Origin of the sequence: Nocardiopsis listeri, from assembly GCF_020741345.1 — a bacterium.
GTDB classification, from domain to species: Bacteria; Actinomycetota; Actinomycetes; order Streptosporangiales; family Streptosporangiaceae; genus Nocardiopsis; species Nocardiopsis listeri_A.
In genome coordinates this window covers 1-14,093 of the sequence record NZ_DYZD01000455.1, presented here as the reverse complement: position 1 = coordinate 14,093, position 14,093 = coordinate 1, and the positions used below count along the sequence as shown (strand labels likewise).

14 protein-coding genes are annotated in these 14,093 nt (G+C 70.8%); 11 read left to right on the top strand and 3 right to left on the bottom strand.

Translation table 11 applies throughout. The annotated features are described in order from the left end of the window. Positions 1-336 (top strand): M20/M25/M40 family metallo-hydrolase (locus K8V84_RS24755; protein ID WP_304079120.1); only part of this gene is annotated, 336 nt, incomplete at its 5' end. A 59-nt stretch (positions 337-395) separates the two neighbouring features. Here the strand turns inward: K8V84_RS24755 and K8V84_RS24750 are convergent. Together K8V84_RS24750 and K8V84_RS24745 are read right to left on the bottom strand one after the other, a co-directional pair. Then, positions 396-1,730: an MFS transporter gene (locus K8V84_RS24750; protein WP_304079118.1), complete on the bottom strand. Its 1,335-nt coding sequence runs from the start codon at positions 1,728-1,730 to the stop codon at positions 396-398. A 77-nt stretch (positions 1,731-1,807) separates the two neighbouring features. Continuing rightward, on the bottom strand, positions 1,808-3,460 hold the full coding sequence (locus K8V84_RS24745; RefSeq protein WP_304079116.1) for an amidohydrolase: 1,653 nt from the start codon (positions 3,458-3,460) through the stop codon (positions 1,808-1,810). A 226-nt stretch (positions 3,461-3,686) separates the two neighbouring features. Between K8V84_RS24745 and K8V84_RS24740 the strand changes: the two genes are divergently transcribed. After that, a complete protein-coding gene (locus tag K8V84_RS24740) occupies positions 3,687-5,111 on the top strand; it encodes a serine hydrolase (protein WP_304079114.1) in 1,425 nt (474 codons plus the stop codon). Positions 5,112-5,148: 37 nt separating this feature from the next. On the opposite strand, the gene paaK is transcribed toward K8V84_RS24740, so the two are convergent. Then, positions 5,149-6,507 carry a phenylacetate--CoA ligase PaaK gene (paaK, locus tag K8V84_RS24735; RefSeq protein WP_304079112.1) on the bottom strand — a complete coding sequence of 453 codons (1,359 nt, stop codon included), beginning with the start codon at positions 6,505-6,507 and terminating at the stop codon, positions 5,149-5,151. A 244-nt stretch (positions 6,508-6,751) separates the two neighbouring features. Between paaK and K8V84_RS24730 the strand changes: the two genes are divergently transcribed. The 9 genes from K8V84_RS24730 to K8V84_RS24690 all read left to right on the top strand — a co-directional run. Next, complete coding sequence (locus tag K8V84_RS24730; RefSeq protein WP_304079111.1) at positions 6,752-7,987, top strand: thiolase family protein; 1,236 nt, start codon at positions 6,752-6,754, stop codon at positions 7,985-7,987. Beyond that, on the top strand, positions 7,984-8,736 hold the full coding sequence (locus K8V84_RS24725; RefSeq protein ID WP_304079109.1) for an enoyl-CoA hydratase/isomerase family protein: 753 nt from the start codon (positions 7,984-7,986) through the stop codon (positions 8,734-8,736). Before K8V84_RS24730 ends, K8V84_RS24725 begins: the two co-directional genes overlap by 4 nt. Then, the gene (locus tag K8V84_RS24720) at positions 8,733-9,617 is read left to right on the top strand and encodes a 3-hydroxyacyl-CoA dehydrogenase family protein (RefSeq protein ID WP_304079107.1); all 885 of its coding nucleotides are present in this window, start codon (positions 8,733-8,735) and stop codon (positions 9,615-9,617) included. Before K8V84_RS24725 ends, K8V84_RS24720 begins: the two co-directional genes overlap by 4 nt. Further along, on the top strand, positions 9,614-10,405 hold the full coding sequence (locus K8V84_RS24715) for an enoyl-CoA hydratase/isomerase family protein (RefSeq protein WP_304079106.1): 792 nt from the start codon (positions 9,614-9,616) through the stop codon (positions 10,403-10,405). Before K8V84_RS24720 ends, K8V84_RS24715 begins: the two co-directional genes overlap by 4 nt. Before the next feature lie 111 nt (positions 10,406-10,516). Continuing rightward, the gene (paaA, locus tag K8V84_RS24710) at positions 10,517-11,491 is read left to right on the top strand and encodes a 1,2-phenylacetyl-CoA epoxidase subunit PaaA (RefSeq protein ID WP_304079104.1); all 975 of its coding nucleotides are present in this window, start codon (positions 10,517-10,519) and stop codon (positions 11,489-11,491) included. Next, the gene (gene paaB / locus K8V84_RS24705; RefSeq protein WP_304079102.1) at positions 11,488-11,793 is read left to right on the top strand and encodes a 1,2-phenylacetyl-CoA epoxidase subunit PaaB; all 306 of its coding nucleotides are present in this window, start codon (positions 11,488-11,490) and stop codon (positions 11,791-11,793) included. Before paaA ends, paaB begins: the two co-directional genes overlap by 4 nt. Positions 11,794-11,832: 39 nt before the next feature. Beyond that, positions 11,833-12,711 (top strand): 1,2-phenylacetyl-CoA epoxidase subunit PaaC, encoded by an 879-nt coding sequence (paaC, locus tag K8V84_RS24700; RefSeq protein ID WP_304079100.1) that lies wholly within the window; start codon positions 11,833-11,835, stop codon positions 12,709-12,711. Then, entirely contained in the window at positions 12,705-13,229 is a 525-nt protein-coding gene (paaD, locus tag K8V84_RS24695) for a 1,2-phenylacetyl-CoA epoxidase subunit PaaD (protein WP_304079099.1), read from the top strand. Before paaC ends, paaD begins: the two co-directional genes overlap by 7 nt. Before the next feature lie 2 nt (positions 13,230-13,231). Then, positions 13,232-14,093: FAD-binding oxidoreductase (locus K8V84_RS24690; protein ID WP_304079098.1), on the top strand; the 862-nt coding region annotated here is incomplete at its 3' end.

Sequence of the window (14,093 nt, the reverse complement as noted above, 5' to 3'; positions counted from 1 at the left end):
TCGGTGTCGGTGGAGTTGGAGTTGTCCCACGCCTGGGGCATCGACCCCTACCAACCCGAGGGCGTGGAGCTGGCCAGGGACGGAGCGCGAGGTCTGGGGCTGAGCCACCGAGAGGTCAGGACGGTGGCCGGACACGACTCGGTCAACATGAAGACGAGGGTGCCCACGGTGATGCTCTTCGTGCCCTCGGTGGAGGGGGTCTCCCACAACGAGGGCGAGTACACCGAGGACGCCGACCTGGTGGCCGGGACGGCGATGCTGACCGAGGTGGTGCGTCGCCTGGGCGCGGGCGAGCTGACCTCCACGGGGATCTACGACCCCGCGGCGTCGAACTGAGAACACGTGGGCCCCGGCCGGAGCGTTTGCGGTCGGGGCCCACACGTGTGTGGTCGGGGTCAGCGCACCACGACCTCGTCGCGGACGCGCAGGCGTTCGCCGTACAACCCGCCGAACGCGGTCACCAGGGCGATGCCGGCCAACAACAGGGCCGCCACCCAGGAACCACCGTCCGCGTTGTTCAGCAGTGCGGTGGCGATGAAGGGCAGGAAGCCGCTGAGCGCCCCGGCGAGGTTGTAGGCCAGGGACACCCCGCTGTAGCGCAGTCGGGCGGGGAACAGTTCGGTGAGCAGGGCTCCGGAGACCGCGTAGGCGATGGACAACACGGCCACTCCGGTGGCCACCGCCAGCACGACCAGGACGGGGGAGCGGGTGTCGATCAGCCAGAACACCGGGAAGGCGATGATCGCGGTGGCCAGGCCGCCCCACATGGTCACGCGGCCCGGGCCCATCCGTTCGGCCAGGCGACCGAAGATGAGGATGACGGCGATCTGGGCGAGGGCGGCGATCAGGGTGGCGTTGACCATGAGCTGGCGCGGCAACCCGAGCGTGTCGGTGCCGTAACTGATCGCGAACGTGGTCATCACGTAGAAGCCGCCCACACCGAGCATGGCCGAGGCGATGGCGATCAGCAGACGGCCCCAGGCCTGGCGGAACACGTCCAGGGCCGGGACCTTGGAGCGCTCCTGCTGCTGTTCCATCTCCTCGAAGACGGGGGACTCCTCCACCTTGCGGCGGATGTAGACCGCGATCAGCAGCAGGGGGAAGGCGGCCAGGAAGGGCAGACGCCAGCCCCAGGAGTCGAACTGTTCGGGCGGCATCATCAGCACCAGGGCGAAGGCCCCGGAGGAGAGCAGGGTGCCCACGGGGGAGCCGATCTGCGGCAGGGCGGCGTAGCGTCCGCGCTTCTCGGGCGGCGCGTGTTCGACGGCGATGGTGACCGCGCCGCCCCATTCGCCGCCCACCGCGACACCTTGGATCAGCCGGAGCAGGGCCAACAACAGGGGCGCGGCGATGCCGATGGAGGCGTAGTCGGGCAGGACGCCGATGAGTCCGGTGGCCGCGCCGATGGACACGACCGTGAGCAACAGTGCGGGTTTGCGGCCGATACGGTCGCCCATCCAGCCGAACAGGACCGCGCCCAGGGGGCGGGCGACGAAGCCGACGCCGAAGGTGGCGAAGGCGGCCAGGGTGGCCGCGGTCGCGTTCAACGTCGTGAAGTACAGGCGGTTGAACACCAGGGCGGCGGCGGTGCCGAAGAGGAAGTAGTCGTACCACTCCAGGGCGGTGCCGACGAAGGCGGCGAAGGCGATCTTGCCCGCTTCGCGTTCCTTGACCACCGCCGAGCCGGTCGGCTCCTTTTCCTGGGCGTCCCCTGAATCGAGGTCACGCATGGGTGGGGTTCTCTCCAATCGGAAGGTCCGCGTGCGGGTCGGGGCGCGGTCGTTCGAAGTACGGTGTCGTGGGGCCGTCAGAGGCCGTGGTTCGCGGTGTGACGGTCCGGCGGGCCGAGGATGTCGGTGCCGTGGACGGGCCGGCCGTCGACCAGGGTCGCGAGGACACGGATCGAGCCGATGCCCTGGTCCGCGGTCTCGACCGGGTCGCGGTCCAACATGACCAGGTCGGCGAGTCTGCCGGGGGTGAGGCTGCCACGACGGTGTTCATCGTGGCTCGCCCAGGCGGCGTCCAGGGTGTAGGCGCGCAGGGCCTGTTCGGGGGTGACACGTTCGTCGGGGGCCAGTACGGCTCCCCCGGAGGTGGTGCGTTCGACCATCGATTCCATGCCCAGGAGCGGGGCGCCGGGGGCGACGGGGCGGTCGGAGCTGCCCGGGACGCGGATGCCGTGGTCGAGGAAGGAGCGGTGGCGGTAGAGCCAGGGGACGCGGTCCGGGCCCAGGGACGTGGCCATGGCGTCGCCGACGGTGTGCAGGAAACGGGGTTGGGGCACGGGTACGACACCCAGGGCGGCCATGCGGGGGAGCTGGTCGGGGCGTACGATCCCGGCGTGCTCGACGCGGTGACGCACGTCGGGGCGCGGGTGGCGGCGTTGGGCCTCCTCGAAGGCGTCCAGGGCCAGGTCGATGGCGTCGTCGCCGATGGCGTGGGCCGCCACCCGCCAGCCGGAGAGGTGGGCGGCCACGACCAGGTCGCGCATCTGTTCGGGCGGGTTCTGGTACACGCCGTGACCGTGCCCGCACAGGGGTTCGGTGACGGCGGCGGTGCGGCCGATGAGGGAGCCGTCCAGCCAGATCTTCATGGGTCCCAGGCGCAGCCGGTCGTCGCCGAAACCGGTGCGCAGGCCCAGGTCGATACCGGTGGTGAGGGCGTCCTCGGGGTGGGCGGTCAGGGGGTGGAGGTTGTCGGCGGCGACCATGAGCTCCACGCGGGGCAGTAGGAGCCCCAGGTCGCGGGCGCGTTGGTAGGCGGCGGCCTCCACGGGGGAGCGACCGACGAGTCCGTGGCCGATACCGGCCTCGACGACGTGGGTGAGGCCCTCGGCCGCGTAGACGCGGGAGGCCCGTCCCAGGGCGTCGGTGAGTTCGTGGACGGGGTAGGGCATCACCAGGGCGGTGACCAGCTCCTGCGCACGTTCCTGGAGCAGTCCGGTGGCGGTGCCGTGGGCGTCGCGGACGATGACGCCGCCCTCGGGGTCGGGCGCGTTCTCGGCGCCGGCCAGACGCAGGACCGCGCTGTTGACCGCGCACATGTGTCCGGAGCGGTGTTTGAGCCAGACGGGACGCCCCTGCGCGGCACGGTCCAGGGCGTGGCGGTCGGGGTGGGCGCCGAGCAGGGTGTCGTCGTAGCCGGAGCCGACGATCCACTCGTCCTCGCCCAGGGTGGGGGCCTTGGCGGCGACGGCGTCGTAGAGCTCGTCCAGGGTCGCGGCGTTCTCCAGGGGGAGTTCGCCCAGCGACTGGCCGAACCAGGCCATGTGGTTGTGGGCGTCGGAGAAACCGGGGACGAGGGTGGCGCCCTGGCAGTCGACCTCGGTGCGGGCGGGCAGCTCGGCGACGTCGTCGTCGAGGCCGAGGACGCGGCCGCCGACGATGCCCACGGTGGTGGCGTGGGGGTGGGTGTCGTCGAGGGTGCGCACACGCGCGTGGGTGAGCTTGAGGTCGAGCATGCGGGCAGGGCTCCAGATGGGGTGTGTTCGGGCTTCCCTCCAGGTTGCAGGGTGTGTGACCTTGTGCTCAATGACGATTCACCCTGGATCCGGACCCCCGGGATGGGCAGATGCACAACCGGGTGCCGGTCGGTGGTGAGGGCTCCGGCCCTTGTAGGGCGCGGTGGCGGTTATCTAGCCTTGCGGCGGGCCACCGAAGCACTCGACGACGTGACAGAGGAGCGGTTTGAGCACGCACACGCAGCGACCCATCGACATCGACCACTGGCGGGAACGGCTGGCGGCCCTGGCCGAACGGCACGGGGTGCCCGGCGCCCAGCTCGGGATCCTGCGCCTGGGCGCCGACGGTGACGACGAGGTGGTCGAGATCGCGCACGGTGTGCTCAACGTCGGTACGGGGCACGCCGTCGACACCGGTTCGGTGTTCCAGATCGGGTCGATCACCAAGGTGTGGACGGCCACGGTCGTCTTGAGCCTGGTCGACGAGGGACTACTGTCCCTGGACACCCCGGTGGCCGAGACGCTGCCCGAATTCGATCTGGCCGACTCCGAGCACGCGGCGCGGATCACCGTTCGTCACCTGCTGAACCACACCAGTGGTATCGACGGCGACATGTTCACCGACACCGGTCGAGGCGACGACGTCCTGCACCGGTACGTGGAAGGGTTGCGAGACTCCGCGCCGATCCACCCGTTGGGCGCCACCTTCTCCTACTGCAACGCCGGGTTCCCACTGTTGGGCCGGATCATCGAGGAGCTCACCGGGTCGGTGTGGGACCAGGCGATGCGGGAGCGTCTGTACTCCCCGTTGGGATTGACCCGGGCCGGCACGCTGCCGGAGGAGGCGGTGCTGCACGGGGCCGCGGTGGGGCACGTCGCGGATCCGGCGGGTGCGGTGCCGGTCCCGGTGTGGGGCATCACCCGTTCGATGGGGCCCGCGGGGCTGGTCCACGCCAACGCCGGGGACGTCTTGGCCTTCGCCGCGATGCACCTGAGAGGCGGCAGCACCGCCGGTGGCGAACGGGTGCTCGCGCCGGAGTCCGCCGAGATCATGAGGCGGCACTCGGTGGACCTGCCCGACCCCGACACCCTGGGCGATTCCTGGGGTCTTGGTTGGATCCGCTACGGCTGGGGCGGGTACCGGTTGGTGGGTCACGACGGCAACACCATCGGACAGTCGGCGTTCCTGCGTCTGTTCCCGGAGGCCGGTCTGGCGGTGACGTTGCTGACCAACGGCGGTCAGGCCAAAGACCTGTACCAGGAGCTGTACGGGGAGGTGTTCGAGGAGGTGGCGCGGGTGCGGATCCGTCCGGCGCCCACCCCCGTGGCCGAACCCGGCCCGGTGAGCGATGCCGAGGACCTGCCGCTGCTGGGGGCCTACCGCAACGCCGGGCAGCGTTTGGAGGTGCGGGGCCGTGGTGAACGGCTCGTGCTGCGCGTGATCGACCTGGGCAAACTCGTCGGGGTCGAGCCCGAGCCGCCCAGGGAGCATTCGTTGGCGCCGCTGCGGGAAGGCGCCTACCTGTTCCGTCCCGAGGGGCAGCGCACCTGGGTCCCCGTCACCTTCTACGCCCTGGAGTCGGGGCACGAGTACGCCCACTCGGGTGGGCGCGCGATGCCCCTGGTGGAGGGAGAGGGCCTGACCCGATAGGGCCGGCGGTGCGGTCGGGGACCCAGGGGCCGGGGTGTCAGCCCTGGGTGCGCTGGTCGATGATGCGGCGGAACTTGCCCACCGAACGTTCGATCCGCTCGGGGTCGACCACGTCCACGGTGACGCTGACCCCGACCTTGTCCTTGATGGTGGCGGTGATCTCACGGCTGAGGACCATGCGACGGTCGGAGGTGCAGTCGGGCGCGGCCTCCACGCGCACGGCCATGCGGTCCAGGCGGCCCTCCTTGGTGAGCACCAGCTGGAAGTGCGGCGCCAGACCGTCCAGTCCCAGCACGATCTCCTCGATCTGGGTGGGGAAGACGTTGACCCCGCGCAGGATGATCATGTCGTCGCTGCGGCCGGTGACCTTGTCCATGCGGCGCATGGGACGGGCGGTGCCCGGGCGCAGGGTGGTCAGGTCACGGGTGCGGTAGCGGATGATCGGCATGGCCTGTTTGGTCAGCGAGGTGAAGACCAACTCGCCGTTCTCGCCGTCGGGCAGGACGTCCTGGGTGATGGGGTCCAGGACCTCGGGGTAGAAGTGGTCCTCCCAGACGTGCAGGCCGTCCTTGGTCTCCACGCACTCGTTGGCCACGCCCGGGCCCATGACCTCGGACAGGCCGTAGATGTCCACGGCGTTGATGTCGAAACGGTCCTCGATCTCGCGACGCATCTTCTCGGTCCAGGGTTCGGCCCCGAAGACACCGATCTCGAGCGAGGTGGAACGCGGGTCGATTCCCTGATTCTCGAACTCGTCCAACAGCGTCAACATGTAGCTGGGGGTGATCATGATGATCTCGGGGCGGAAGTCCTGGATGAGTTGGACCTGCTTGGCGGTCTGGCCGCCGGAGGCGGGGATGACGGCGCAACCGAGTCTCTCGGCGCCGTAGTGGGCGCCCAGACCGCCGGTGAACAGGCCATAGCCGTAGGAGACGTGCACCTTGTGCTCGGGGCGCCCACCGGCGGCGCGGATGGAGCGGGCCACGACCTCGGCCCAGGTGTCGATGTCCTCGCGCGTGTAGCCGACCACGGTGGGTTGGCCGGTGGTGCCGCTGGAGGCGTGGATGCGGCTGATCCGGTCCTGGGGCACGGCGAACATGCCGAAGGGGTAGTTGTCGCGCAGGTCGGCCTTGGTGGTGTGGGGGAAGAGAGCGAGGTCCTCCAGCGTCTTGAGGTCCTCGGGGTGGACGCCCGCCTCGTCGAACTTGCGCTTGTACAGGGGCACGTTGGTGTAGGCGTGCTCCAGGGTCCAGCGCAGGCGGTCGAGCTGCAACGCGCGGAGCTCGTCGACGCTCATGCGTTCGGCCGGGTCGAGCGACTCGGGCGCGGGAGCCTGTCCGAGTCGTCGGGGGATCGCGGTGCCGGCCGGCTGCGTGGTGGTGTCCTGGCTTGCCATGGGCCTCTCCGGGTACGGTGCGCGGTGGCCCGCGCAGGCCGGAAGCCTGGGTGGGTGGGCGGCCCGCCGCGCGGTGACGGGTGTGGGTCGGCCCCTTCTCGGGGCGGACCGACTTGCTTACTGACCGAACGGTCGGTTACTAATGCATTTATCCAGTCTCCGACCTGCCGTGTCAAGGAGATGTGTCGATGAGTTCACACCAGACGGTGGCGCACGCCACCGCGCACAACATGGGAGGCCGTTCGTGAGCGACGTCTACGTGGTCGACGGGGTCCGCACCCCTCAAGGCCGGTACGGGGGCGCCCTCGCCTCGGTCCGCCCCGATGATCTCGCCGCCCGGGTCGTGTCCGAAGTCGTCCGTCGCAGCGGCGTGCCCGGTGAGGTCGTCGACGAGGTCATCCTCGGCGCCGCCAACCAGGCGGGCGAGGACAACCGCAACGTGGCGCGCATGGCGACCCTGCTCGCCGGCCTGGACCCCAGCGTGCCCGGCTACACCGTCAACCGGCTGTGCGCCAGCGGCCTGACCGCCGTCTCCTCCGCGGCCCAGGCCATTCGCTCGGGCGAGGCCGACGTGGTGGTCGCCGGTGGCGTGGAGTCGATGACCCGAGCCCCCTGGGTGATGGCCAAGCCCGGCACCCCGTGGGCCAAGCCGGGCGAGGTCGCCGACACCTCCCTGGGTTGGCGCTTCACCAACCCCCGCTTCGCCCAAGCCGACGCCGAGGCACCCGCCGACGCCTCCCCCGACGAGTTGCGCTACACCCTGTCCATGGGTGAGACCGCCGAGGAGGTGGCCACCCTGGAAGGGCTGAGTCGCCAGGAGTGCGACGCCTTCGCGCTGCGCAGCCACGAGCGCGCCATCGCCGCGGCCGAGGCCGGGCGCTTCGACGGCGAGATCGTCCCGGTCACCGTGCACGGTCGCAAGGGCGCGACCCACGAGGTCACCGCCGACGAGGGTCCGCGCGCGGGTTCGAGCATGGAGAGCCTGGGCGGGTTGCGTCCGGTGTTCCGTCAGGGCGGCATCGTCACGGCCGGCAACTCCTCCTCCCTGTCAGATGGGGCCTCCGCCCTGCTTTTGGCCGGCGCGGACGCGGTGGAGCGGTACGGCCTCACGCCTCGCGCTCGTGTGGTCTCCTCGGCCTCGGCCGGCGTCGCCCCCCAGGTGATGGGGCTGGGCCCGGTCCCGGCCACCCACAAGGTCCTGGACCGTGCGGGTTGGAAGTTGGACGAGGTCGGCGCGATCGAGCTCAACGAGGCCTTCGCCGCCCAGTCGCTGGGCGTGATGCGTCGACTGGGCCTGAAGGAGGACCGCGTCAACGTCGACGGCGGCGCCATCGCGTTGGGCCACCCGCTGGGCTCCTCCGGTGCGCGCATCCTGGTCACCCTGCTCAACCGCATGGAACGCGAGGACGCGCGGCGCGGCCTGGCCACCCTGTGCGTGGGCGTGGGCCAGGGGGCGGCGCTTTTGGTGGAGCGGGTATGAGCGACCACGACGAGGACTTCGAGACCCTTGTGGTGGAGCGGCGCGAGGACCGCATGGTGGTCGAGCTGCACCGCCCCGAGGCCCGCAACGCCATCAACGGGCGGATGATCGCCGAACTGCACCGGGTGTGCGCCGAACTGGAGGCCGATCCCAGGCCGCTGCTGCTGACCGGGCACGGCACGGTCTTCGCCGGTGGCGCCGACATCTCCGAGCTGCGCGAGCGCGGCCGTGAGGAGGCCCTGGCCGGGATCAACAGCCGCCTGTTCGAACGGCTGCACCGTCTGCCCGCACCCACCGTGGCGGCGGTCGATGGTTGGGCGTTGGGCGGCGGCGCCGAACTGTCCTATGCCTGCGACATCCGCATCGCCACCCCCACCGCCGTGTTCGCCCAACCCGAGCCGGGCCTGGGCATCATCGCGGGCGCCGGCGCGTGCTGGCGGCTCAAGGAACTGGTGGGCGCCTCCGTGGCCAAACAGGTGCTGCTGGGCGGTTTCCGACTGGACGCCGAGGCCGCGCTGCGTCACGGGCTCATCGCGCGGATCGTGCCCTCCGAGGAGCTGCGGGAGAGCGCCCACGCCCTGCTGGACCGCATGGCGGCCTCCTCGCCGATGGCCCTGCGCATGACCAAGATGGTCCTGGACGCCGACGGGGTGCACCCGCTGGCCGACGACCTGACCCAGGCGGTGCTGTTCGAGAGCGCCGACAAGCACGAGCGCATGACCGGTTTCCTGGAGAGGAAGAAGCGTTGACCGAGATCACCCCACGGGGCGTGCCCGAGATCGTGGCCGTCATCGGTGGCGGCACCATGGGTGCCGGTATCGTCCAGCAGTTCCTCATGGCCGGTGCACGCGTGGTGCTGGTCGAGGCCACCGTCGAGGCCGCCGAGGCGGGCCGTGGTCGGGTCGCGGCCGGCCTGGACAAGGCGCGTGAGCGCGGCAAGATCGACCTCGAACCGGGCCCCTACCTGGCCCGGATGGACGCGGTCGCCGACACCGCCGACATCCCCGCGAAGGCCGGTATCGTCATCGAGGCCGTACCCGAGAGACCCGAGCTGAAGATCGCGGTGCTCGCCGCGGCCGAGGCCGTCGTGGGCGAGGAGACCGTGCTGGCCTCCAACACCAGTTCGTTGTCGGTGACCGAACTGGCCGCCGCGCTCAAACGTCCGAGCCGATTCCTGGGCACGCACTTCTTCAACCCGGTCCCGGCCTCCAAACTGGTGGAGATCGTCACCGGGCCCGAGACCGACCCGGCCGTGCTGGAGTCGGTGCGCGGCTGGGCGGGCGCGCTGGGCAAGACCGAGATCGTGGTGCGCGACGCCCCCGGGTTCGCCACCAGCCGTCTGGGCGTCATGTTGGGCCTGGAGGCGATCCGCATGGTCGAGGAGGGCGTGGCCTCGCCCGCCGACATCGACACCGCCATGGAGCTGGGATACCGCCACCCCATGGGGCCGCTCAAGCTCACCGACCTGGTCGGACTGGACGTGCGGTTGGCCATCGCCGAGTACCTGGCCGCCGAACTGGGGGACCGGTTCACCCCTCCGGAACTGTTGCGCCGTAAGGTCGCCGAGGGCAGGCTCGGCCGCAAGAGCGGCGAGGGCTTCCACATCTGGGACGAGGGAGACAAGGCGTGAGCGAAGACAAGGCGGCGTGGTTCGAGGAGGCCGACGGGCTGGCCACGATCCGGCTGAACACCCCGGCGCTGACCGGCAGGGTCAAGGAAGAGCTGCTGGAGGCGGTGAACCGGGCGGCCGAGTCCACCACCGCGCGCGCGGTGCTGTTCCTGGGGTCGGACAAGGCGTTCTGCGTCGGGCAGGACCTGGCCGAGCACGCGCGTCTGCTGGAGGACCCCTCCGGCCCGGGTGCGTTGGACACGGTGCGCGAGCACTACAACCCCATCGTGCTGGGCCTGGAGCGCATCCAGGTGCCACTCGTGGTGGGCATCGGCGGGGCCTGCGTGGGCGCCGGGATGGGCTTCGCCCTGGCCGGTGACGTGCGGGTGGCCGCCCGCCGCGCCAAGTTCGGCACCGCCTTCACCGGAGTCGGTCTGGCCTCGGACTCGGGGCTGGCGATGCGTCTGGTGCGCAGTCTGGGCCAGGCCCGGGCGATGGAACTGATGCTGCTGGGCACCATGATGGTCGCCGACCGGGCGCTGGAGCTCGGCCTGGTCACCGAGGTGGTGGACGACCAGGACTGGGAGAGGCGCGCCCGCGAGGTGGCCCGGAAGCTGGCTTCGGGGCCCACCGCCGCGTTCGTGGCGGCCAAGCGCGAGGTGCGCTCGGCGGCCGAGGGCGGCCTCGAAGTGGCGGAGCTGCTGGAGGAGGAGGCGGACCTGCAGAACCAGCTGGGGGAGACCGCCGACCACGTGGGCGCGGTCAACGCGTTCCTGGCCAAGCAGAAGCCCACCTTCACCGGGAAGTAGCCCCCGCGGGGTGCGCGCCGACCTTCACGGCGCGCACCCCTTGCATCGGACCACCACCTCCGGCGATACTAATTACTGACCGAACGTTCGGTTATGAATGGGGAATGATCAATGTCGACCACGGCCCAGGAAGCGCCCCCCGGCGCCGACGAGGCTCTCCAGGCGGAATTCGACGCCAGGATCGCGGCCAACCAGCGCATCGAACCGCGTGACTGGATGCCCGAGGCCTACCGCAAGACCCTCATCCGTCAGGTCTCCCAGCACGCGCACTCGGAGATCATCGGGATGCAGCCCGAGGGTGACTGGATCGCGAGCGCGCCCAGCCTGCGCCGCAAGGCCATCCTGCTGGCCAAGGTCCAGGACGAGGCCGGTCACGGCCTGTACCTGTACGCGGCGGCCGAGACCCTCGGCGTGGACCGCGCCGACCTCACCGAGCGCCTGATCGAAGGACGCCAGAAGTACTCCTCGATCTTCAACTACCCGGCGCTGAGCTACGCCGACGTCGGCGTGATCGGCTGGCTGGTCGACGGAGCCGCGATCTGCAACCAGGTCCCGCTGTGCCGCACCTCCTTCGGCCCCTACGCCCGCGCCATGGTGCGCATCTGCAAGGAGGAGTCCTTCCACCAACGGCAGGGCTACGAACTGCTCATGCGCATGATGGCCGGCACCGAGGGCCAGCGCGCGATGGTCCAGGAGGCCGTGGACCGCTGGTGGTGGCCGTCCCTGATGATGCTCGGTCCGCCCGACGCCGACTCGCCCAACACCCAGCGGTCACTGGCGTGGGGCATCAAGATCGACACCAACGACGACCTGCGTCAGAAGTTCATCGACATGACCGTCCCGCAGGCCGACAAGCTGGGCGTCACCCTGCCCGACCCCGAACTGGCCTGGAACGAAGAGCGCGGCCACTACGACTTCGGCGAGCCGGACTGGGACGAGTTCAAGCAGGTCATCTCGGGCAACGGCCCCAAGAACGCCGAGCGTGTGGCCCGGCGTCGCGCCGCCCACGACAACGGCGCGTGGGTCCGCGAGGCCGCCACCGCCTACGCCGACAAGCACAAGAGCGTCCGGGAGGTCGCGGCATGAGCAACACCGACGGTCCGGCCCGACCCGAATGGCCCCTGTACGAGGTCTTCGTACGCGGCAAGCGCGGCCTCAACCACGTCCACGTGGGCTCCCTGCACGCCCCCGACGACGAGATGGCCCTGCACAACGCCCGCAACCTCTACACCCGGCGCAACGAGGGCGTGAGCATCTGGGTGGTGCTCGCCCAGAACATCACCGCCTCCAGCCCGGACGAGAAGGACCCCTACTTCGAGCCCAGCGGTGACAAGGTCTACCGCCACCCGACCTTCTACCCGATCCCCGAGGACGTCCCGCACATCTAGCGCGAACACACGGGACGAACGAGGCTTCAAAGGAACGACATGAGTGGCGACAACATCTTCACCGGCCTGACCGAGGAACACGACGGCGACGCCCGCTGGGCCTTCGGCACCGGTTTCACCGAGGCGCTCGCGGGTGTGGACACCACCCTTCCCGCGGGGGTGGACGGCCGCGACCTGGCCCTGTACTGCCAGATGCTCGGCGACGACTCCCTGGTCCAGGCGCAACGGCTCGTCCACTGGGTGACCGACGCCCCCGAACTGGAGGAGGAGGTGGCCCTGGCCAACATCGCGCTGGACCTGCTGGGCCAGGCCCGCCTGCTGCTGGCCCGCGCCGGCCAGGCCGACGGGACCGGGCGCGACGAGGACGCCTTCGCCTACCACCGGGACCCCGAGGAGTTCCGCAACGTGCACCTGGCCGAGGCTCCGCGCGGTGACTTCGCCCGGTGCGTGGCCACGCTGCTCGTGCTCTCCACCTGGCGACTGGCCCTGTTCACCCGGCTGGCCGACAGCAAGGACCCGGTGCTGTCCGCCATCGCCGCCAAAGGCGTCAACGAGGTCGCCTACCACCGCGAATACGCGGTCTCCTGGGCGCTGCGCCTGGGCGACGGCACCGAGTACTCGCACGAGCGCATGGCCTCGGCGGTCGCCGACGTGTGGCCGCTGACCGGTGAACTCTTCGCCACCCACCAGGTGGAGTCCGCCCTGGCCGACCAAAGGGTGGCCGTGGACCCGGCCACGGTGCGCGAGGAGGTCCACCAGGTCCTGGCGCAGGTATTGACCGCGGCCACGCTGGACGCGCCCGCGCCCTTCCCCGCGGCCGAGGTCGCCGGGCGTGAGGGCCGGCACACCGACGAACTGGCGCCCCTGCTGACCGAACTCCAGCGGGTGGCCCGCGAACACCCGGAGGCGACATGGTAGCCACCACTTCGCAGACCGAGGCACGTCGGCACGTGTGGGCCGCCGCGGCCGCGGTCACCGACCCCGAACTTCCCATGCTGACCCTGGCCGACCTGGGCATCCTGCGCGAGGTCGACATCACCGAGGACGGCGTCGCCCAGGTGTGGATCACCCCCACCTACTCGGGCTGCCCGGCCCTGGCCGAGATGCGCGTGGACGTGGACGCGGCCGTGCGCGCGGCCGGGTTCGAGCAGGTGCGGGTGCGCACCACGCTCGCCCCGCCCTGGACCACCGACTGGATCACCCCGGAGGGACGACGCAAGCTCTCCGAGCACGGCATCTCGCCGCCCGGCGGGGCGCCCGAGCGGCCCGCCGGCCCCGTCCCCCTCACCCTGCTGCCCACCCGAACCGTTCCGCGCTGTCCGCTGTGCGGTTCGGCCGAGACCGAGGAACTGTCCCGCTTCGGCGCGACCTCCTGTAAGTCGCTGCACCGTTGTCGGTCCTGCCTCGAACCGTTCGAGCACGTCAAGGAGATCTGACCGTGACCACACCCGTCACCGAGACCGCCCCCGCCGCGGCACGCGGCCGGGCGGCGTTCCACCGGCTGCGCGTGGCCGCCGTCGAGCGCCTGTGCGAGGACGCCGTCGCCGTCACCTTCGACGTCCCCGACCACTTGGCCGAGGTGTTCGCGTTCGCCCCCGGACAGTCGCTGACCCTGCGTCGCGTGATCGACGGGGTGGAGGAGCGCCGCAGCTACTCGATCTGCGCCCCGGTGGGCGAGGCGCCCCGCGTGGGCGTGCGTCTGGTCGCCGACGGCCTGTTCTCCACCTGGCTGGTCCGTGAGGTGCGGGCGGGCGACGAGATCGAGGTGGGTGCTCCCACCGGTCGCTTCAGCCCCGACCTGACCGAGACCGCCCGCCATGTGCTCGTGGCCGCGGGCTCGGGCATCACCCCGGTGCTGTCCATGGCCGCTTCGCTGCTGCGCCGCACCGGCTCCCACGTCACGTTGTTGTACGGCAACCGTCGCAGCGACACGGTGATGTTCGCCGACGAGCTGGCCGACCTCAAGGACGCCTTCGGACCACGACTTGAGCTGGTGCACGTGCTCTCGCGTGAGCCGAGGGAGTCGGAGCTGTTCACCGGGCGTCTGGACGGTGCCAAGCTCGACGCGTTGCTGTCGACCATCATCGCCGCGGACGGCGTCGACCACTGGTGGCTGTGCGGGCCCTACACGATGGTCACCGACGCCCAACGAGTGCTCGCCGAGCATGGGGTGGACGGCGAACGCGTCCACCAGGAGCTGTTCTTCGTCGAGGGCGCCGAACCACCGCCCCAGGCTCGACACGAGGACCCCGAGGTCGAGGGGCCCGCCAGCGAGGTCACCGTCGTGTTGGACGGCCGCA